At 61.2% G+C, this 18,481-nt stretch carries 18 protein-coding genes; 9 read left to right on the forward strand and 9 right to left on the reverse strand.

Annotation, left to right across the window (positions count from 1 at the left end):
- Positions 1-132 precede the first annotated feature (132 nt).
- Positions 133-1,176: a lysophospholipase L2 gene (gene pldB / locus SSARUM_RS00795; RefSeq protein WP_033649643.1), complete on the forward strand. Its 1,044-nt coding sequence runs from the start codon at positions 133-135 to the stop codon at positions 1,174-1,176.
- Positions 1,177-1,180: 4 nt separating this feature from the next.
- On the forward strand, positions 1,181-1,978 hold the full coding sequence (gene yigL, locus SSARUM_RS00800) for a sugar/pyridoxal phosphate phosphatase YigL (protein WP_033636660.1): 798 nt from the start codon (positions 1,181-1,183) through the stop codon (positions 1,976-1,978).
- Positions 1,979-2,032: 54 nt separating this feature from the next.
- Here the strand turns inward: yigL and glpQ are convergent, their stop codons facing one another.
- Positions 2,033-3,112, reverse strand: a complete 1,080-nt coding sequence (glpQ, locus tag SSARUM_RS00805) for a glycerophosphodiester phosphodiesterase (protein WP_041037198.1) — start codon at positions 3,110-3,112, stop codon at positions 2,033-2,035.
- An 82-nt stretch (positions 3,113-3,194) separates the two neighbouring features.
- Positions 3,195-4,550 carry a glycerol-3-phosphate transporter gene (glpT, locus tag SSARUM_RS00810; RefSeq protein WP_033636663.1) on the reverse strand — a complete coding sequence of 452 codons (1,356 nt, stop codon included), beginning with the start codon at positions 4,548-4,550 and terminating at the stop codon, positions 3,195-3,197.
- Between the two features lie 364 nt (positions 4,551-4,914).
- Between glpT and glpA the strand changes: the two genes are divergently transcribed.
- Genes glpA through glpC form a run of 3 tightly spaced genes read left to right on the forward strand, consistent with a single transcriptional unit; the run spans position 4,915 to position 9,018 of the window.
- Positions 4,915-6,564 carry an anaerobic glycerol-3-phosphate dehydrogenase subunit A gene (glpA, locus tag SSARUM_RS00815; protein WP_282494081.1) on the forward strand — a complete coding sequence of 550 codons (1,650 nt, stop codon included), beginning with the start codon at positions 4,915-4,917 and terminating at the stop codon, positions 6,562-6,564.
- Positions 6,554-7,822, forward strand: a complete 1,269-nt coding sequence (glpB, locus tag SSARUM_RS00820; protein ID WP_060431203.1) for a glycerol-3-phosphate dehydrogenase subunit GlpB — start codon at positions 6,554-6,556, stop codon at positions 7,820-7,822. The genes glpA and glpB overlap by 11 nt, the downstream gene beginning before the upstream one ends.
- On the forward strand, positions 7,819-9,018 hold the full coding sequence (gene glpC / locus SSARUM_RS00825) for an anaerobic glycerol-3-phosphate dehydrogenase subunit GlpC (protein WP_049195212.1): 1,200 nt from the start codon (positions 7,819-7,821) through the stop codon (positions 9,016-9,018). The genes glpB and glpC overlap by 4 nt, the downstream gene beginning before the upstream one ends.
- A 35-nt stretch (positions 9,019-9,053) precedes the next feature.
- On the opposite strand, the gene SSARUM_RS00830 is transcribed toward glpC, so the two are convergent.
- The 3 genes from SSARUM_RS00830 to SSARUM_RS00840 all read right to left on the reverse strand — a co-directional run bounded on the left by SSARUM_RS00830 (position 9,054) and on the right by SSARUM_RS00840 (position 10,833).
- A complete protein-coding gene (locus SSARUM_RS00830; protein ID WP_033636670.1) occupies positions 9,054-9,617 on the reverse strand; it encodes a DcrB family lipoprotein in 564 nt (187 codons plus the stop codon).
- A gap of 80 nt (positions 9,618-9,697) precedes the next feature.
- Positions 9,698-10,132 (reverse strand): GNAT family N-acetyltransferase, encoded by a 435-nt coding sequence (locus SSARUM_RS00835; RefSeq protein ID WP_060431201.1) that lies wholly within the window; start codon positions 10,130-10,132, stop codon positions 9,698-9,700.
- Positions 10,133-10,173: 41 nt separating this feature from the next.
- Positions 10,174-10,833, reverse strand: coding sequence for a 7-cyano-7-deazaguanine/7-aminomethyl-7-deazaguanine transporter (locus tag SSARUM_RS00840; protein WP_033636672.1), 660 nt, complete (start codon positions 10,831-10,833; stop codon positions 10,174-10,176).
- Positions 10,834-11,053: 220 nt separating this feature from the next.
- Here SSARUM_RS00840 and tusA point away from each other — a divergent pair, with 220 nt between their 5' ends.
- Positions 11,054-11,299: a sulfurtransferase TusA gene (gene tusA / locus SSARUM_RS00845; protein ID WP_025304890.1), complete on the forward strand. Its 246-nt coding sequence runs from the start codon at positions 11,054-11,056 to the stop codon at positions 11,297-11,299.
- Positions 11,300-11,388: 89 nt separating this feature from the next.
- Here the strand turns inward: tusA and SSARUM_RS00850 are convergent, their stop codons facing one another.
- Complete coding sequence (locus SSARUM_RS00850; RefSeq protein WP_039568114.1) at positions 11,389-13,707, reverse strand: zinc/cadmium/mercury/lead-transporting ATPase; 2,319 nt, start codon at positions 13,705-13,707, stop codon at positions 11,389-11,391.
- 681 nt (positions 13,708-14,388) lie between these two features.
- Between SSARUM_RS00850 and SSARUM_RS00855 the strand changes: the two genes are divergently transcribed.
- Both SSARUM_RS00855 and SSARUM_RS00860 read left to right on the forward strand, forming a co-directional pair.
- Positions 14,389-15,852, forward strand: coding sequence for a serralysin family metalloprotease (locus SSARUM_RS00855; protein WP_033636674.1), 1,464 nt, complete (start codon positions 14,389-14,391; stop codon positions 15,850-15,852).
- 55 nt (positions 15,853-15,907) lie between these two features.
- Positions 15,908-16,285: an AprI/Inh family metalloprotease inhibitor gene (locus SSARUM_RS00860; RefSeq protein WP_060431200.1), complete on the forward strand. Its 378-nt coding sequence runs from the start codon at positions 15,908-15,910 to the stop codon at positions 16,283-16,285.
- Between the two features lie 42 nt (positions 16,286-16,327).
- On the opposite strand, the gene SSARUM_RS00865 is transcribed toward SSARUM_RS00860, so the two are convergent.
- On the reverse strand, positions 16,328-16,954 hold the full coding sequence (locus SSARUM_RS00865) for a lysoplasmalogenase (protein WP_033636676.1): 627 nt from the start codon (positions 16,952-16,954) through the stop codon (positions 16,328-16,330).
- Positions 16,955-17,113: 159 nt separating this feature from the next.
- On the opposite strand from SSARUM_RS00865, the gene SSARUM_RS00870 reads away from it, so the two are divergent.
- A complete protein-coding gene (locus tag SSARUM_RS00870; protein WP_033649654.1) occupies positions 17,114-17,470 on the forward strand; it encodes a DUF2500 domain-containing protein in 357 nt (118 codons plus the stop codon).
- Between the two features lie 3 nt (positions 17,471-17,473).
- Here the strand turns inward: SSARUM_RS00870 and SSARUM_RS00875 are convergent, their stop codons facing one another.
- Both SSARUM_RS00875 and rsmD read right to left on the reverse strand, forming a co-directional pair.
- A complete protein-coding gene (locus SSARUM_RS00875) occupies positions 17,474-17,746 on the reverse strand; it encodes a DUF1145 family protein (protein WP_004934327.1) in 273 nt (90 codons plus the stop codon).
- Positions 17,736-18,356: a 16S rRNA (guanine(966)-N(2))-methyltransferase gene (gene rsmD / locus SSARUM_RS00880; protein WP_033636678.1), complete on the reverse strand. Its 621-nt coding sequence runs from the start codon at positions 18,354-18,356 to the stop codon at positions 17,736-17,738. The genes SSARUM_RS00875 and rsmD overlap by 11 nt, the downstream gene beginning before the upstream one ends.
- Positions 18,357-18,481: the final 125 nt, after the last annotated feature.

The following is an 18,481-nucleotide window of genomic DNA, read 5'->3' on the forward strand; positions in this document are numbered from 1 at the left end:
GAAAGTGTCGTTTTGTGCCACAATGCGCCGAGGCGGCGCCGTTTTTTGTAAGAATTGAATCACAATACGCTAGTATGATTTCTTGTGCCAGCGGTCACATTTTCCGCCGGCCCCACAGGGAAAACGCTCTCGATGACCTCGTTCACTCTCAGCTCCGATGACTGGTTAACGCGTGAAACGCAGTTCGCTGCCTTCGCCACCGGGCCGCTGCTGGACTTCTGGCGGCTGCGGGAAGAGGGCGAGTTCAGCGGCGTGGACGGCGTGCCGATCCGCTTTGTGCGTTTTCGCTCCGCGCGACATCAGCGGGTGGTGGTGGTCAGCCCCGGCCGCATCGAAAGCTACGTGAAATACCCCGAGGTGGCCTACGATCTGTTCCACTGCGGTTACGACGTGGTGATCGTCGATCATCGCGGCCAGGGGCGCTCCGGCCGTTTACTGGCGGATACGCACCGCGGTCATGTGGTAAACTTCGCCGACTACGTGGACGATTTCGAGCAGCTTTGGCAGCGCGAGGTCGAATCGCGCGGTTATCGGCAGCGCTTCGCGCTGGCGCATTCGATGGGCGGCGCGATCCTGGCGCAGTTCCTGCAGCGTCGGCCGCAGGCATTCGACGCGGCGGCGTTTTGCGCGCCGATGTTCGGCATCCAGTTGCCGATGCCGGGCTGGCTGGCCGACCGTATTCTCGACTGGGTGGAGACGCGCCCGGCGATCCGCGACTACTACGCGGTGGGCACCGGCCAGTGGCGTCCGTTGCCCTATGTGGTCAACGTGTTGACCCACAGCCGCGAGCGCTATCGGCGCAGCCTGCGCTATTACGCCGATTACCCCGAGCTGCAGGTGGGCGGGCCGACCTACCATTGGGTGCGGGAGAGCATCCGCGCCGGCCGGCAGATTATCGCTCAGGCCGGGGAGATAACAACGCCGCTGTTGCTTTTGCAGGCCGGTGAGGAACGGGTGGTCGACAACCGTTCGCATCAGGCTTTTTGTCAGGCTCTGTCAGACGCGGGGCGCCCTTGCGAAGGGGGGCTCCCGTGGGTTATCAACGGCGCACGCCATGAGATCCTGTTCGAGCGGGACGCGATGCGCGCCGAAGCACTGAACGCAATCCTGCGCTTCTTTGCTCAACACTTAGGCGGCGCGCTGCCGCCGACAACTCCATCAGAGGTTAGAACATAACGCTATGTATCACGTCGTCGCTTCCGATTTAGATGGCACGCTGCTGTCTCCCGACCATACCCTGTCGCCGTACGCCAAAGAAACGCTGAAGTTGCTGACCCAGCGCGGCGTGCATTTCGTGTTCGCCACCGGCCGCCACCATATCGACGTGGCGCAGATCCGCGACAGCCTGGAGATCAGCGCCTTTATGATCACCTCCAACGGCGCGCGGGTGCACAACACCGCCGGCGAGCTGATTTTCAGCCACAACCTGGACGAGGATATCGCCCGCGATCTGTACGGCATGCTGCACGACGATCCGGAGATCACCACCAACGTCTACCGCAACGATGATTGGTTTACCAACCGCGAAAGCCCGGAGCAGGAAGAATTCTTCCAGGAGTCGGTGTTCAAATATCAGCTGTTCGAACCGGGCCTGCTGGAAACCGACGGCGTCTGCAAGGTCTACTTCACCTGCGAAGATCACGAGCGGCTGCTGCAGGTGGAAGACGCCATCAACGCGCGCTGGGGCGATCGGGTCAACGTCAGCTTCTCGTTCCCGACCTGCCTGGAAGTGATGGCGGGCGGCGTGTCGAAAGGGCATGCGCTGGAAGAAGTGGCCAAGATCATCGGCTATACGCTGCAAGAGTGCATCGCCTTCGGCGACGGCATGAACGATCTGGAGATGCTGTCGATGGCCGGCAAGGGCTGCATCATGCGCGACGCGCATCAGCGCTTGAAGGATATGTTGCCGGAGCTGGAAGTGATCGGCTCCAACGTCGATAACGCGGTGCCGCACTACCTGCGCAAGATGTTCCTCTGACATAACCCGGACGTTTCTCGGAAATAACAAGGGCGCCTTGCGGCGCCCTTGGCATTACTTGTGCTGGCCCTGCTTCTGCAGGAACTGCACGCCCTTGTCCGGGAAGTCGGTGAACACGCCGTCGACGCCGGCCTGGTTGTAAATCACGTCATACAGCTGGTTCACGTTGGTCACGTACTTCGGCAGCGCATCGGCGCGGATGGTAAACGGATGCACCGCCAGCTTGCTGGCGTGCGCTTCTTTCACCATGTCGGTCAGCACGATGTGGCCCGGCTTGGATTTATCCGCCACCACCAGCATGTGGTAGTCCGGCCCGATGCCGTCGGCATACTGAGCGATTTTCTGCATCGCGCCCGGCTTGAACATCCAGTCGTAGTCGTACTCTACCCACTTGCCGTCGGCTTTCTGCTCGTAGGTTTCCTGCCAGTCGTTATAGGCGATCAGCTGCACCAGCTTCAGATCCATGCCCAGCTTCGGCTCCAGCTCGTTCTTGATGCGTTTGAGCTCGTTGGCGTCGAAGCACTGCAGGTAGACGTTGTCGTTTTTGCCGGTGTAGCCGTATTGCTTGAGCACCGCCAGCACTTTGCTGGAGATGTCCTTGCCTTCCTGTTTGTGGAACCACGGCGCCTTGATTTCAGGGTAGATGCCGATGTTCTTGCCGGTCGAATGGTTCAGACCCTGCACGAACTCGATCTCTTCCTGGAAGGTGTGTACGCGGAAGTCGGATTTGCCCATCGGGAAGCGGCCAGGGTAGCCCTGCACCTTCTTGCCGTTTTCGATTTCAAAGCCTTCGGTGAACTTCAGCGATTTGATCTCCGCCAGCGTAAAGTCGATGGCGTAATAACGGCCGTCCTTGCGCGCGCGGTCCGGGAAGCGTTCGGCGACGTCGGTGACGCGATCGAGGTAATGGTCGTGCAGCACCACCAGCTCGTTGTCTTTGGTCATCACCAGATCTTGTTCGAGGTAATCGGCGCCCTGCGCGTAGGCCATCGCCTTCGCCGGCAGAGTGTGTTCCGGCAGGTAGCCGCTGGCGCCGCGGTGGGCGATCACCACTTTGTCCGCCGCCTGCGCGGCGCTGACCATTGAGGTAGCGAGAATGATCCCTGTCAGCAGGGCTTTGACTTGAGTCCGCATTCCGTTTTCTCCTTGTTGTTGGGGGCAGGGTAGTAAAAAGGCCGCAGGGCGGCCTTTAAATCATGCAAAAGTCGTGTGACGGTTAGCCGCGCTTGCCGGCAGCGATTTCCGCGTGGTGTTTCTTTTCGTTCAGCATGGTCAGCAGCAGCAGGATAACCGCCAGCACGCCGCCGCCGATCATCACCATGAAGCCGCCGTCCCAACCGAAGAAGTCTACGGTGTAGCCGACGATGGCGCTGGCCGCGACCGAGCCGCCCAGGTAGCCGAACAGGCCGGTGAAGCCCGCGGCGGTACCGGCGGCTTTCTTCGGCGCCAGCTCCAGCGCGTGCAGGCCGATCAGCATCACCGGGCCGTAGATCAGGAAGCCGATGACCAGCATACAGATCATGTCCACGGTCGGGTTGCCCGGCGGGTTCATCCAGAACACCACGGTGGCGATGGTCACCAGCGTCATGAAGAACACGCCGGTGGCGCCGCGGTTGCCTTTGAACACTTTGTCCGACATCCAGCCGCACAGCAGGGTGCCCGGGATACCGGCGTATTCATACAGGAAGTAAGCCCAGGAAGACTTGTCCAGCGCGAAGTGCTTCACTTCTTTCAGGTAGGTCGGCGACCAGTCCAGAATGCCGTAACGCAGCAGGTAGACGAACACGTTGGCGACCGCGATGTACCACAGCAGCTTGTTCGGCAGGATATACTGCATGAAGATCTGCTTGGCGGTCAGCTCTTCTTCGTCTTTTTCACTGTAGTCGTCCGGGTAGTCGTTTTTGTACTCTTCAATCGGCGGCAGGCCGCAGGATTGCGGGGTGTCGCGCATCAGGCCGAAGGCGATCAGGGCCACCAGGATGGCGCCGAAGGCCGGCATGTACAGCGCCGCGTGCCAGTCGTTGAACCAGGCCATACCCAGCAGGAACAGCAGCGGCGGCAGGCCGCCACCCACGTTGTGGGCGCAGTTCCAGATGGAGACGATGCCGCCGCGTTCTTTCTGCGACCACCAGTGCACCATGGTGCGGCCGCACGGCGGCCAACCCATGCCCTGGAACCAGCCGCACAGGAACAGCAGGACGAACATGATGGCGATGCTGGAGGTGGCCCACGGCACGAAGCCCATGAACAACATCACCGCCGCCGCCAGGATCAGGCCGGCAGGCAGGAACACTCGCGGGTTGGAACGGTCGGAGACCGAACCCATGATGAATTTGGAGAAGCCGTAGGCGATGGAAATGCCCGACAGCGCGAAGCCGAGGTCACCGCGGCTGAAGCCTTGTTCGATCAGGTAAGGCATGGCCAGGGTGAAGTTCTTACGCACCAGATAGTAAGCGGCGTAACCGAAGAAGATCCCCAGGAAAATTTGCCAGCGCAGCTTACGGTAGAGCGGGTCTACCTTATCGCTCGGCACACGGGCGATGTGTGCGGCTGGCTTAAAAATACTCAACATGAGCGCCTCCGATGGCTTTATCTGTTATCACATCAATATGACCTTTTACGTTCATTTGATGATTGAGCGGATATCGAATGTGGTGTTTTTGTGTTCCATAACGAGCGCCATTGTCGTCAAATACGCCTGGTGTCGCTGTGACGAATGGCGCAATTGTTACACTTTTATGAAGCCACGGCGGATTTTGAGCGATTCGTTAACGTTATGAAATAGAAAAACGTCCAAAAATCGTGATTATGATCACATTGATGGTTTTTTGTGGACATTTTTATTTCGTTTGATGTTCGTTCTTGTTCCTTATCAAACAAAGACCCTTATAACCGTGGCTCAATAGGCTCATAACTACCGATCCTGAGGGAGCGACATGAGCAGCTATTTTGACGGCGGCGAAACGGATGTGATCATCATCGGCGGCGGCGCCACCGGCGCAGGCATCGCCCGCGACTGCGCGCGGCGCGGCTTGCACTGCATTTTGCTGGAGCGCCACGACATCGCCACCGGCGCCACCGGCCGCAACCACGGTTTGCTGCACAGCGGCGCGCGCTATGCGGTGACCGACGGCGAGTCGGCGCGTGAGTGCATCGAAGAAAACCGCATCCTGAAACGCATCGCCCACCACTGCATCGAGCGCACCGATGGGCTGTTCATCACCCTGCCGCAGGACTCGCTGGACTATCAGCAACAGTTTATCGCCGCCTGTCGCCAGGCCGACATCGGCGCCGAAGCGATCGACCCGCAGCTGGCGCTGCGGCTGGAGCCGGCGGCTAACCCGGCGCTGATCGGCGCGGTGCGCGTGCCGGACGGCACCGTCGATCCCTTCCGGCTGACCGCCGCCAACATGTTGGACGCGCGCGAACACGGCGCGCAGATCCTGACCTACCACCAGGTGGTGGGATTGTTGCGCAGCGGCGATCGGGTGACGGGCGTGCGCGTTTACGACCATCAGAATCAGCGGCGCTATGCGCTGCATGCGCCGGTGGTGGTCAACGCCGCCGGCATCTGGGGCCAGCAGATCGCCGAATACGCCGATTTGCGCATCCGCATGTTCCCGGCCAAGGGGGCGCTGCTGATCCTCGGCCACCGCATCAACAACATGGTGATCAACCGCTGCCGCAAACCGGCGGACGCCGACATCCTGGTGCCGGGCGACACCATCTCGCTGATCGGTACTACCTCGACCCATATCGACTACGACCAAATTGACAACATGCTGGTGACCCCGCAGGAAGTGGACATTCTGATCCGCGAGGGGGCGCTGTTGGCGCCCACCCTGGCGCAGACCCGCATTCTGCGCGCCTACGCCGGGGTACGGCCGCTGGTGGCCAGCGACGACGATCCCAGCGGGCGCAACGTCAGCCGCGGCATCGTGCTGCTCGATCACGCCGCCCGCGACGGGCTGGAAGGGTTTATCACCATCACCGGCGGCAAGCTGATGACCTACCGCCTGATGGCGGAATGGGCCACCGACAAGGTGTGCGAAAAGCTTGGCGTAAACCGCCCGTGCACCACCGCGCAGGATGCGTTGCCCGGCTCCCGCCAGTCGGCGGAGGAGACGGTGCGCAGCGTGGTTTCTCTGCCCGCCAGCATTCGCGGCTCGGCAATTTACCGCCACGGCGATCGCGCCAGCCAGGTGCCGGCGGCCGATCGGCTCGACACCAGCCTGGTGTGCGAATGCGAGGCGGTGACCGCCGGGGAAGTGCGCTATGCGGTCAACTCGCTGACCGTCAATAACCTGGTGGATCTGCGCCGCCGCACCCGCGTCGGCATGGGCACCTGCCAGGGCGAACTCTGTGCCTGCCGCGCCGCCGGGCTGTTGACGCGCTTTAACGTCAGCACGCCGCAGCAGTCCATCGCGCAGCTGTCGCAGTTCCTCAACGAACGGTGGAAAGGCGTACGGCCGATCGCCTGGGGCGACGCGCTGCGCGAGAGTGAATTTACCAGCTGGGTTTACCAGGGGCTATGCGGGCTTGAAGCCCAGGCCGACAAGGAGCAGGAGGCGGATGATGCGATTTGACGTAGTGGTGATTGGCGGTGGCCTGGCGGGCCTGAGCTGCGCCATTGCCGTGGCCGAACAGGGCAAGCGCTGTGCGGTGGTCAGTTCCGGCCAGAGCGCGCTCTACTTCTCCTCCGGCTCGCTCGACCTGCTGGCGAGATTGCCGGACGGCACGCCGGTCGAAATGCCGCTGGCGGCGTTGCCGCAGCTGGCGCAGCAGGCGCCGCAGCATCCGTATGCCCTGATCGGGCCCGGCCGGGTGGCGGCGCTGTCCGCCGCCGCGCAGCGGTTGTTGGAGCGCTGCGGGCTGAACTTGCAGGGCGAGGGCGCCAACAACCATCTGCGCATTACGCCGCTTGGCACGCGTCGCGCCACCTGGCTCAGCCCGCAGGCGATCCCGACGCTGCCGCTGACCGGCCAACTGCCGTGGCGGCGCATTGCGGTGATCGGCATCGAAGGCTTCCTTGATTTCCAGCCGCAGATGGCCGCCGACTCTCTGAGCCGGGAGCTCGGCGTAGAGACGGAGGTGGCCTATCTGCACATGCCGGCGCTGGACAGATTGCGCAATAACCCCAGCGAGTTCCGCGCGGTAAACATCGCCCGGGTGCTGGATTTGATGGAAAGTCTGCCGCCGATGGCCGAGGAACTGCGGCGGTTGGCGGGGGCAGCCGACGCGCTCTTTCTGCCGGCCTGTTTGGGATTGGAGGACGACGCGTCGCTGGCGGTGCTGCAGGATGCGGTCGGCAAGCCGATCCGGCTGCTGCCGACGCTGCCGCCTTCGGTGCCCGGCATGCGCTTGCATCAGACGCTGCGGCGGCGTTTTCAACAGCTGGGCGGCGTTTTCATGCCCGGCGACAGCGTGCTGCGCGCCGAGTGCGAAGCCGGCCGCGTCACGGGCCTGTATACCCGCAACCACGGTGATATTCCGCTGCGGGCGCAGCAGGTGGTGCTGGCCAGCGGCAGCTTCTTCAGCAACGGGCTGGTGGCGGATTTCGACGGGGTGCGCGAGCCGATCTTCGGGCTGGACGTACACAGCCGCGCGGATCGCGCCGACTGGAGCCGGCGCGAGCTGTTCGCGCCGCAGCCTTATTTGCAGTTTGGCGTGCGCACCGACGGCAGGCTGCGGGCGATGAAGCAGGGCATGCCGTTCGACAATCTGTACGCCATCGGCGCGGTCGCCGGCGGCTACGATCCGCTGCAGCAGGGCTGCGGCGCCGGCGTGTCATTGATCGGTGCGCTGCACGTCGCGCAGCAGATCGCCGCGGAGGAAAACGCATGAGCCTGCATCAGGACCACAGCTTTGAAAGCTGCATCAAATGCACCGTCTGCACCACCTATTGCCCGGTCGCCAAAGTGAACCCGCTCTATCCGGGGCCAAAACAGGCGGGGCCGGACGGCGAGCGGCTGCGGCTGAAAGATCCGGCGCTGTACGACGAAGCCTTGAAATACTGCACCAACTGCAAGCGTTGTGAAGTGGCCTGCCCGTCCGACGTCAAAATCGGCGATATCATTCAGCGCGCCCGCGCCGACTTCGCCCAGAGCAAGCCGACGCTGCGCGACGCCATCCTCAGCCACACCGATATCATGGGCTCGCTGTCGACGCCGTTCGCGCCGATCGTCAACGCCGCCACCGGGCTGAAACCGGTGCGCAAGCTGTTGGACAAGGCGCTGAAGATCGATCACCGGCGAGAACTGCCGAAATACTCGTTCGGCACTTTCCGCCGCTGGTACCGGCAGCAGGCGCAAGCTCAGCGGCGCTATGCCGAGCAGGTGGCGTTTTTCCACGGCTGCTTCGTCAACTATAACCATCCGCAGCTGGGCAAGGATTTGATCCGGGTATTCAACGCGCTGGATATCGGCGTGCAGCTGCTGAAACGCGAGAAATGCTGCGGCGTGCCGCTGATCGCCAACGGGTTTATCGAGCAGGCCAAAAAGCAGGCTAGGGTTAACGCCGAGTCGCTGCATGAAGCGGTGCTTGAGCGCGGCATTCCGGTGGTGGCGACCTCATCGAGCTGCACCTTCACCCTGCGCGACGAATATCCTCATCTGCTGGACGTGGACACCACCCCGGTGCGCGATCGGGTGGAGCTGGCGACGCGCTATCTCTATCGCCTGATCAATCAGGGGCGCAGCCTGCCGCTGAAACGCACGCCGCTGCGGGTGGCTTATCACACGCCTTGCCATATGGAGAAGATGGGCTGGACCGCCTACACCCTGGAGTTGCTGCAGCAGATACCGGGACTGGAGCTGGTGGTGCTGGATTCGCAGTGCTGCGGCATCGCCGGCACCTACGGGTTCAAATCGGAGAACTACGCCACCTCGCAAGGCATCGGCGCGCCGCTGTTCCGGCAAATCGAAGAGAGCGGAGTGGATCTGGTAGTGACCGACTGCGAGACCTGCAAATGGCAGATAGAAATGTCCACCAGCAAGCGCTGCGAGCATCCGATCACCCTGCTGGCGCAGGCGCTGGTATAAAAACGAGAGGGCCGGCAAGCCGGCCCTCTGTGGGATTACTGCTTCAGCTTCAGGGTGGAGATGATGCCTTCGGCTTCGGCCTGCGCCTGCTGCTGATTGTCCGCCGGCAGCGTCACCTGAATGGTCAGCATGTTGTTGTTCAGCGAGCCGATCAGGACGGAGGAATAGGCTTTTTCGCCGCCGCTGGTGATGATGCTGTCCAGCTGACGCAGCGGCACGCCGTTGACGTCGAGCGCCTTGTTGGTGATCACCTGCAGGTTGGCGTCACGCGCGCGCTGGGTATTCTCCAGGCGCTTGGCCAGGGTCTCCAGGCTGTCGGCGGTCTTGTCGCCCAGGATCACGATCACCGCGCGCTGGCCGGTGCTGTCTGCGTAAACATGCATGTTGTTGGCCTGGTTGCCCAGCTTGCCGCTCTGATCCGCCATGCCGACCGGCAGGGTGAACGCCAGTTTACCGTCCAGCAGGCTGACCTGCTGCCCGGCCGGCGCGCTGGCCGCCGCGCCGTCAGACGCTGCCTTGGTGTCTTTGGTGTCGCCGTCGCAGGCCGCGAGGCCAAGCGCCAGCAGGCTGATACCCATCAATTTCGCTACTTTACGCATCGGGCTTCCTTCTTCCTTTCCGGTAGGGATTCACTGTCGTATCGCAACCTATTCCAGGTTGAAATGCAAGGCAGATGTTGTCACAAGTTTTTCTCCAGTAATAGCCGATAATCAGCCACTTCGCCTTTCTTTTCCAGCTGAACAATCTGATAGTGGTGGGCGAGCAGCATCGTCAGCATGGCGCGGAACCGGTTACGGGTTTTGACTGTCAGTTGGCGATAGCCCTGCGCCCGCGCCCAGCGCTCCTGTTCGGCCAACAAGGCCTGCGCCACGCCGTGGCGACGAAATGCCGGCAGCACGCCGCCCAGCCAGCTGTAAAACACCGTTTCCCGCTGTTGATAACCGAGTTTGAAACCGGCCGGCTGGCCGTCGATTTCGGCGATCAACAGGCTGGCGGAGGCACCGCCGATGCGCCGCTGCAGATCGGCCAGGCTATGCAGGCCGCCGAATTCGGGGATGCGTTGGTAAAGGCGGTGGATTTCTTCGAGCGTGGCGGTGCGGACGATTGGGATCATGGGCGGCCTCCAAAGGATAGGGCCGCCCAGAATAACACGGCTCAGCCCGGCTGCAGGCTGCCGCTGCGCGCCGCGATGCGTTTGAGCAGCATGTTCAGCAACACGCCGTACATCGGCAGGAAGAACAGCAGGCAGATCATCACCTTGAAGCTGTAATCCACCAGCGCGATCTCCACCCAGTTGTTGGCCATGAAGGGATCGCTGCTCTTGTAGAAGGCGATGAAGAAGAACGCCAGCGTATCGCTGATATTGCCGAAGAACATCGCCGCCGCCGGCGCCACCCACCAGGCGCTGCGTTGGCGCAGGCGGTTAAAGACGTGAACGTCGAGGATCTGGCCGAGTACGTAGGCCATAAAGCTGGCGACGGCAATGCGCGCCACGAACAGGTTAAAACTGCCCAGCGCCGCGAAGCCCTGCCATTCTCCCTGATAGGTGACGGTGGAGATCACGTAAGAGATGAACAGCGCCGGCACCATCACCGCCAGGATAATCCGCCGCGCCAGCGGCGCGCCGAAAATGCGCACGGTCAGATCGGTTGCGAGGAAGATAAACGGGAAGGTAAAGGCGCCCCAGGTGGTATGGAAGCCGAAAACGGTGATCGGCAACTGCACCAGGTAGTTGCTGGAGGTAATGATGGCGATATGAAACAGCGAAAGCCAGACCAACGCCGTGAAGCGCTGCTGTGCGGTAAACGAATACATATTGTAGCCTTTTTAGCAGTGGGGTAAGGGAACCCAGTGTGTCTTGTCAAAACAGCAAAAAACGCTGCGCGGCGGCATGATACGCGTTTGCGCAACCAATGCAATGGTTAAATTTAACGCAAACGTTAACGCATCTTGCGCAGAAAAACTACCGGCGTAAACTAGGCGCTAATGAGATGCGGCGAGCGTTCGCCGATCGTTTTTGAACGAGAAAAATTGCATGACTGACTTATTTGCCCAGGCAGACCAGACGCTCGACGCGCTGGGCCTGCGTTGCCCGGAACCGGTGATGATGGTGCGCAAAACCGTGCGCCATATGGACAACGGCGAAACGCTGCTGATTATCGCCGACGATCCGGCCACCACCCGCGATATTCCGGGGTTCTGCCGCTTTATGGAGCACACGCTGGTAGCGCAGGAGACCGAGCAGGCGCCATACCGTTATCTGCTGCGTAAAGGTGTATAACGGCGACACGGTCGTGTTGATGAAGGAAAAGTCCCTTTCCCCGAAATGACAACGGGCGCGCTATGCCGCGCCCGTATTGGTTTCCGAACTTAGCTGCGCTTTCTCAACAGCCGCAGCGCGTTGGCGGTGACCAGCGCGGTGGCGCCGGAGTCCGCCAGCACCGCCAGCCACAAACCGGTCAGCCCCAGCAGGCTGGTGATCAGGAAGACCCCTTTCAACCCCAGCGCGATGGTGATGTTTTGCCGGATATTGGCGTGGGTGGCGCGCGAGATGCGGATCATCTCAGCGACGCCCAGCAGCCGGTTGTGGGTCAGGGCGGCGTCGGCGGTTTCCAATGCCACGTCGGTGCCGCTGCCCATGGCGATGCCGATGCTGGAGGCTTTCATCGCCGGGGCGTCGTTGATGCCGTCGCCGATCATCGCCGTCGGGCGCAGTTCGCTCAGCTCGGTGACCGCGTTGACCTTATCTTCCGGCAACAGACTAGCGCGATAGTCGAGGCCCAGCTCGCCGGCGATCGCCGCGGCGGCACGCGGGTTGTCGCCGGTCAGCATCACGCCGCGAATACCCAGCGCGTTCAGTTCGGCTATCGCCTGTTTGGCGTCGCTGCGCAGCGTGTCGCGCAGCGCCAGCAAGCCGATGGGCGCGCCGTCTTCCAGCACCACCACCGCCGTTTTACCGGCGTTTTCCAGCTTGTCTACCTTGCTCTGCCATTGAACGTCGAGCAGGCCCGGCGCCAGCTTGCCCGGCGCGCTGATCAGCACGGTCTTGCCGTCCACGATCCCTTCCACGCCGACGCCGGCCAGCGCGCGGCGCGCCTGCGCCAGCGGCAACTCGGCCCCGCTTGCGGCGGCGCGGTTGATGATCGCCTGCGCCAGCGGGTGATGTGAACCGGCCTCCACCGCGGCGGCAAGCTGCAGCAGCCGCTGTTCGGTGAGCGCGCCGATCGGCAGCACGTCGGTCACCGTCGGCTTGCCTTCGGTCAGGGTGCCGGTTTTATCGAAGGCGATGGTTTGTATCTGGCCCAGTTGCTCCAGCGCCGCGCCGCCTTTAATCAGCGCGCCGCGCCGCGTGGCGGCCGCCAGCCCGGATGTAATGGCCGCCGGGGTCGAGATCACCAATGCGCATGGGCAGCCGATCAGCAGCAGCGTCAGGCCGCGATAGATCCAGGTATCCCACGGCTGCGAGAACAGCAGCGGCGGCAGCAGGATCACCGCGACGGCCAGCAGCATAATGGCCGGGGTGTAATAACGGCTGAACCGGTCGAGGAAGCGTTCGATCGGCGCGCGGCGCTCTTCGGCCTCTTCAATCAGCTGCAGAATGCGGTCGATGGCGTTTTTGCCGGGCTCGGAGATCACCTTCATCTGCGCCGCCTGATCGACGGACAGGCTGCCGGCGGCCACTTTCTCGCCCTGCTGGCGCTCGACCGGCACCGATTCGCCGGTCAGGGCGCTTTCGTCGAAGCTGGCGAACGGATTGAGCAGCTCGGCGTCGGCCGGCAGGCGCCCGCCGGGCGCGATTTCAATCACGTCGCCAGGGCGCAGGCTGGCGACCGGCACGCGTTTGCGTTCCGTGCCTTGCAGCAGCAACGCGTCTTCCGGCACCAGCTCCATCAGCGCCGTCACGCCGCGTCGCGCGCGGTTGGCGGCGTAGGATTCCAGCAGTTCGCCGACCATAAACAACAGCAGCACCATCGCCGCTTCGGCGGTGGCGCCGATGAACAGCGCGCCGATGGCCGCCACGCTCATCAGCGTTTCGATGGCGAATGGCGTGCCGGAGCGGATCAAACGCAGCGCCTTGGCGGCGACCGGCGCCAATCCGACCAGCGTGGTGGCGATAAAGGCGATGCGCCCCAGCTCTGGGTTAACCCGATCCAGCACCCAGCTGACGACCATCAAGGTAGTTAACAGCAGCAGCGGTGCGAATTCGCCGAAGCGTGAGGTTTTCGGCGCGGCGGCTTTGGCGTTCTGAGTGCCGAGCAGGGTAAAGCCGGCCTGGGCGACCGCGTCCTGGATCCGCAGGCTGATGTCGGACTGTGCGTCGACTACCAGTTTCTCGGTCGCAAACAGCACCCGCGCGCTGTCGACGCCGGGGAGTGCGGTGACGGCATTTTCGATTTTCTTGGCGCAGCTGGGGCAGTCCATGCCGGTGACTTTCCAGCTGAAACGTTGGCTGCCGGAAGGGGGAGCGGCGGCCAGCCTGTCGCTTTCCTCGTCCGGATCGTCGGGCGTGGCGGCGCAGCAGCCGCTATCGCCATGATCGTGATGATGGTGGGCCTGTTCGGCCTGCGCGGCGGCGTTTTTCGGTTCGCTGCTGCAGCCATGCTGCGTTTTGCTGTGGCTGTGGTTGCAGCCGCATCCGCCTTCGGCGTGGTGATGTTCCTGATGATTATGGTTTTGCTGATTGTGCATAACGTCCCCCTTCGGGCTGTTAAACGGGTTTGCTCAGTTGACTCTACACCCTGGAGTCCACTCCAGAGTCAAGCGCCGGATGAGAATTATTGCTAACGGCGTTTAAGCGTAGAAAGGGGGATTCATTCAATAATGAATAATGCGAATTTTAATCTATCGGCTTTTCTTATCCCCTATTTGGGGAAACAGGCTCGCCGCCGATAGTTTAAATAAGAAAATAATATTCCTATAGAAACTAAAAAATCGCCCGACCTAATAATAAAGAGTTATTAATCTATAACGCTTTAGCAAAATTTACCTTTTACCCTAGGGAAAGCCAGCATGATTCGCTTGAGTCTGCAGGCCGCATTGCTATTGAAGTTTGGTGCCAACTTCTCCTCATCAAGTTTCATTTGTTTTGTAAAGAAGCCAAAAAAGCAGCATAACAAACTTTCGTTGCGATAATAAATGGTTGATTATTTTATGTGCAGTTTTGCGACCCTGCCTATAATTGGAATCGATTACCATTTTTAATGGTGATCTTATTTGCTGATATATATGCATTAATTCTACCTAACACACTGCCGGCAACGGCGCATAAGCCCCTTCCAGCAGGCCTGAGGTTCATTAGCCCTGGCTTACGGGGAGGTTATGTCTATCTGTCTGATTGATATCAATCAGGTAATGAGTGGAATCGAACCAATGCAATCTACTAAAAAGGCAATTGAAATTACTGAATCCAGCCTTGCGGCCGCGACAACCGGCTACGATGCTGTAGACGACCTGCTGCATTATCATGAGCGGGGCAACGGGATTCAGATTAATGGCAAGGATTCATTTTCTAACGAGCAAGCTGGGCTGTTTATTACCCGTGAGAACCAAACCTGGAACGGTTACAAGGTATTTGGCCAGCCGGTCAAATTAACCTTCTCCTTCCCGGACTATAAGTTCTCTTCCACCAACGTCGCCGGCGACACCGGGCTGAGCAAGTTCAGCGCGGAACAGCAGCAGCAGGCTAAGCTGTCGCTGCAGTCCTGGGCCGACGTCGCCAATATCACCTTCACCGAAGTGGCGGCCGGTCAAAAGGCCAACATCACCTTCGGCAACTACAGCCAGGATCGTCCCGGCCACTATGATTACGGCACTCAGGCCTACGCCTTCCTGCCGAACACCATTTGGCAGGGCCAGGATCTGGGCGGCCAGACCTGGTACAACGTCAACCAATCCAACGTGAAGCATCCGGCGACCGAAGACTACGGCCGTCAGACGTTCACCCATGAGATTGGCCATGCGCTGGGCCTGAGCCACCCGGGCGACTACAACGCCGGTGAGGGTAACCCGACCTATCGCGACGTCACCTATGCAGAGGATACCCGCCAGTTCAGCCTGATGAGCTACTGGAGTGAAACCAACACCGGTGGCGACAATGGCGGCCACTATGCCGCGGCTCCGCTGCTGGATGACATTGCCGCCATTCAGCATCTGTATGGCGCCAACCTGTCGACCCGCACCGGCGACACCGTGTACGGCTTTAACTCCAACACCGGTCGCGACTTCCTCAGCACCACCAGCAACTCGCAGAAAGTGATCTTTGCGGCCTGGGATGCGGGCGGTAACGATACCTTCGATTTCTCCGGTTACACCGCTAACCAGCGCATCAACCTGAACGAGAAATCGTTCTCCGATGTGGGTGGCCTGAAGGGCAACGTCTCGATCGCCGCCGGTGTGACCATCGAGAACGCCATTGGCGGTTCCGGCAACGACGTGATCGTCGGCAACGCGGCCAACAACGTGCTGAAAGGCGGCGCGGGTAACGACGTGCTGTTCGGCGGCGGCGGGGCGGATGAGCTGTGGGGCGGTGCCGGCAAAGACATCTTCGTGTTCTCTGCCGCCGGCGATTCCGCACCGGGCGCTTCAGACTGGATCCGCGACTTCCAGAAAGGGATCGACAAAATTGACCTGTCGTTCTTCAACAAAGAAGCGCAGAGCAGCGATTTCATTCACTTCGTCGATCACTTCAGCGGCACGGCCGGCGAAGCGCTGCTCAGCTACAACGCTTCCAACAACGTGACCGATTTGTCGGTGAATATCGGTGGCCATCAGGCGCCGGACTTCCTGGTGAAAATCGTCGGCCAGGTTGACGTCGCCACTGACTTTATCGTGTAACACAGCAACGGAACGCCCGGCGCAGTCTCGGCCGGGCGTGATGCGGGAGCCCGGTATGAAAGGTACTTTAACGCGCACCGCTTTGGCGGCGGGCGGCATGATGGTGACAAGTGTGGTCATGGCCGGCAGCCTGGCGCTGCCGACCGCGCAGTCGCTGGCGGGGCAATGGCAGGTGGCCGACAGCGAGCGGCAATGCCAAATCGAGTTTTTGGCGAATGAGCAAAGTGAAACCAACGGCTATCAGCTGGTGGATCGGCAACGGTGTTTGCAAAGCGTGTTTGCGGCGGAAGTCGTGGGCTGGCGCCCGGCGCCGGACGGCATCGCTCTGCTGCGGGCGGATGGCAGCACGCTGGCGTTCTTCTCGCGCGACGGCGATCTGTATCGCAATCAGCTGGGCGCCGATGATGCCCTGACGTTGAAAGCGCTGGCTTGATAATGAAAAACGGGTTCGGCGCACCGAACCCGCGGCAGAGAGTTACAGGTAGAGCGAACGCACGATCAGGAAGTGGCCGGAGAAGTAACAGAAAGCCACGATGGCGTCCGCCGCACGGAAGGTGAAACGGTAGCGGTTGAGCAGCCAAACCACGTTGGCCAGCAGCAGCAGCGAGGTGCCGGTCAGCAGCGAGAAGCCGAAATCGGTGCTGCGCAGGAAATATTGCTCGCCCGCCAGCCAGACCATCAGCAGCGTCATCGCCACGTAGGTGACGATCGGCCAGCGCATCTCTTCCAGCCGGGTCCAAAGGGTGGCCAGCAGCAACGCGCCGATCGCCAGCAGCGCCAGCGGCAGCGGCCAGAACAGGCTGAACGTCATCTGGCTGGCGAAGCTCAGGGTATACAGCAGATGGGACAGGAAAAAGGCGCCGATGGCGTACAGCACCCGCTCGCGCGGCAACAGGAGCAGCGCGTCGCCGATCAGCGTCGCCAGCAGGCCGAGCACGATCAGATAACCCGCGGCGCCGAGCACCGGCGCCTGCCAGGCCAACAGCAACAGCAGCAGCAGCGTGACGGGTTTGAACACCCAGCGCTGCCAGCGCGGGCCACGGTATGAGGCGTCGACGAACAGCCAACCGGAAAAGAATACGGCAAGGAACGGCCAACTCATTTATGTCTTCCTTATGCATGAGGGAGCCGCAACAACCGGCTCCAAACTGTCACCAATGTCACTTCTTATTTCAGTGTAGGTAGCCTGCCGACGATCGACAATGCTTTCTTGAGAATGCTATGTTTACGCCGATTTGGCCGTGAAGGAAATGGGAAACCGATGAGCAAACCACCGTTATTTTTTGTCGCCGTGATTGCGCTGATCGCCGTGCTGGCCACGCAACGCTACTTCAAACAGCGCCAGCGGGAGGCGGAAAACGATCGCGCGCCGATGCGCAGCCTGCAGGTGACGGTGAGCGACAAGCGCAGCTTCCCGGTCGCCAGGACCCGCGCGCCGCAGCGCGAACCGCTGGTCAATGAGCCGATGTATTACGAGGTGGTGTTCAGCCCGAACCAGGGCGGTGAAGACATCACGCTTCGGCTGAAACAGTGGCAATACAACCCGATAGAAAAAGGCGCGCAGGGCACGTTGAACATGCAGGGCACGCGCTTCGTCTCTTTCAGCGTTCAGCCGTAGCGGTCATTTCTTCTTGATGGGCGGCTGTTTCTTTTGCCAGGCCAGCAGCTCGAACACGCCAAAGATAAAGATCTTGGCTTCTTGCCAGTAGCTGATTGGCTGATCCTTCGGCTGGGTGGATTTCAACAGCACCAGCTGCAGGCCGTGCATCACCACCATAAAGAACAGCGCCACGTCGATGAAATACTTCAGCGGCTTGGGAAAAGGATGGAACAGGTTAGAGAGCAGGAAGCCCCACACGCACAGCATCAGCAGACGGCCCAGATTAATCAGCATGGTCGGTTTTCTCTTGCGAACGAATATAAAGGCGATAGGCCACCTGGCCGGCGACCTTCTCCCGGTGCAGCTGCCAGCTGGCAGGCACGTCCGCCGCGGCGCTTTCTGCCTCGGCTTCTACATAGATCCAGGCCTCGTCGGCCAGCCAGCCACGCTGCTCCAGCAGCAAGGCGGTCTCCGCCAGCAGGCCTTTGCGAAACGGCGGATCGAGGAACACCACGTCGAACGGTTGGCCCTCGCCCGCCAGCCAGCTCAGCGCGTTGGTGTTGATAACCACCCCCTTGCCCTGCAGCAGCGCCAGATTTTTTTCCAGCTGCTGCGCCACCGGCCGTTCGAATTCCAACAGCGTGGCGCTGCCGGCGTAGCGCGACAGCGCTTCCAGCCCTAATGCGCCGCTGCCGGCGAAACAGTCCAGGCAGCGCGCGCCCTGAATCACCGGCGCCAGCCAGTTGAACAGGGTTTCGCGCACCCGATCGGTGGTGGGGCGCAGCCCCGGGCTGTTCGGCACCGGAAGCTTGCGACCGCGCCATTGGCCGCCGATGATGCGGATCTGTCCGGCTGCGGCCTGGGGCGGTTTTTTGGCCGCCGCCCGTGGCGAGAGTCTTGTCATAAGCGTTGTTTGATTTCTTTTGCGGCGCGGAGCCGTAGAGGTTAACGAAAAGTTGCCCCTATTCTACCGGTGACGGGCTTCGGGGGGAACGGTAAAACTTTGTTGTCTGATTTCACACCGGAAAG

It is taken from the genome of Serratia sarumanii (genome assembly GCF_029962605.1).
In the GTDB taxonomy this organism is placed as follows: Bacteria; Pseudomonadota; Gammaproteobacteria; order Enterobacterales; family Enterobacteriaceae; genus Serratia; species Serratia sarumanii.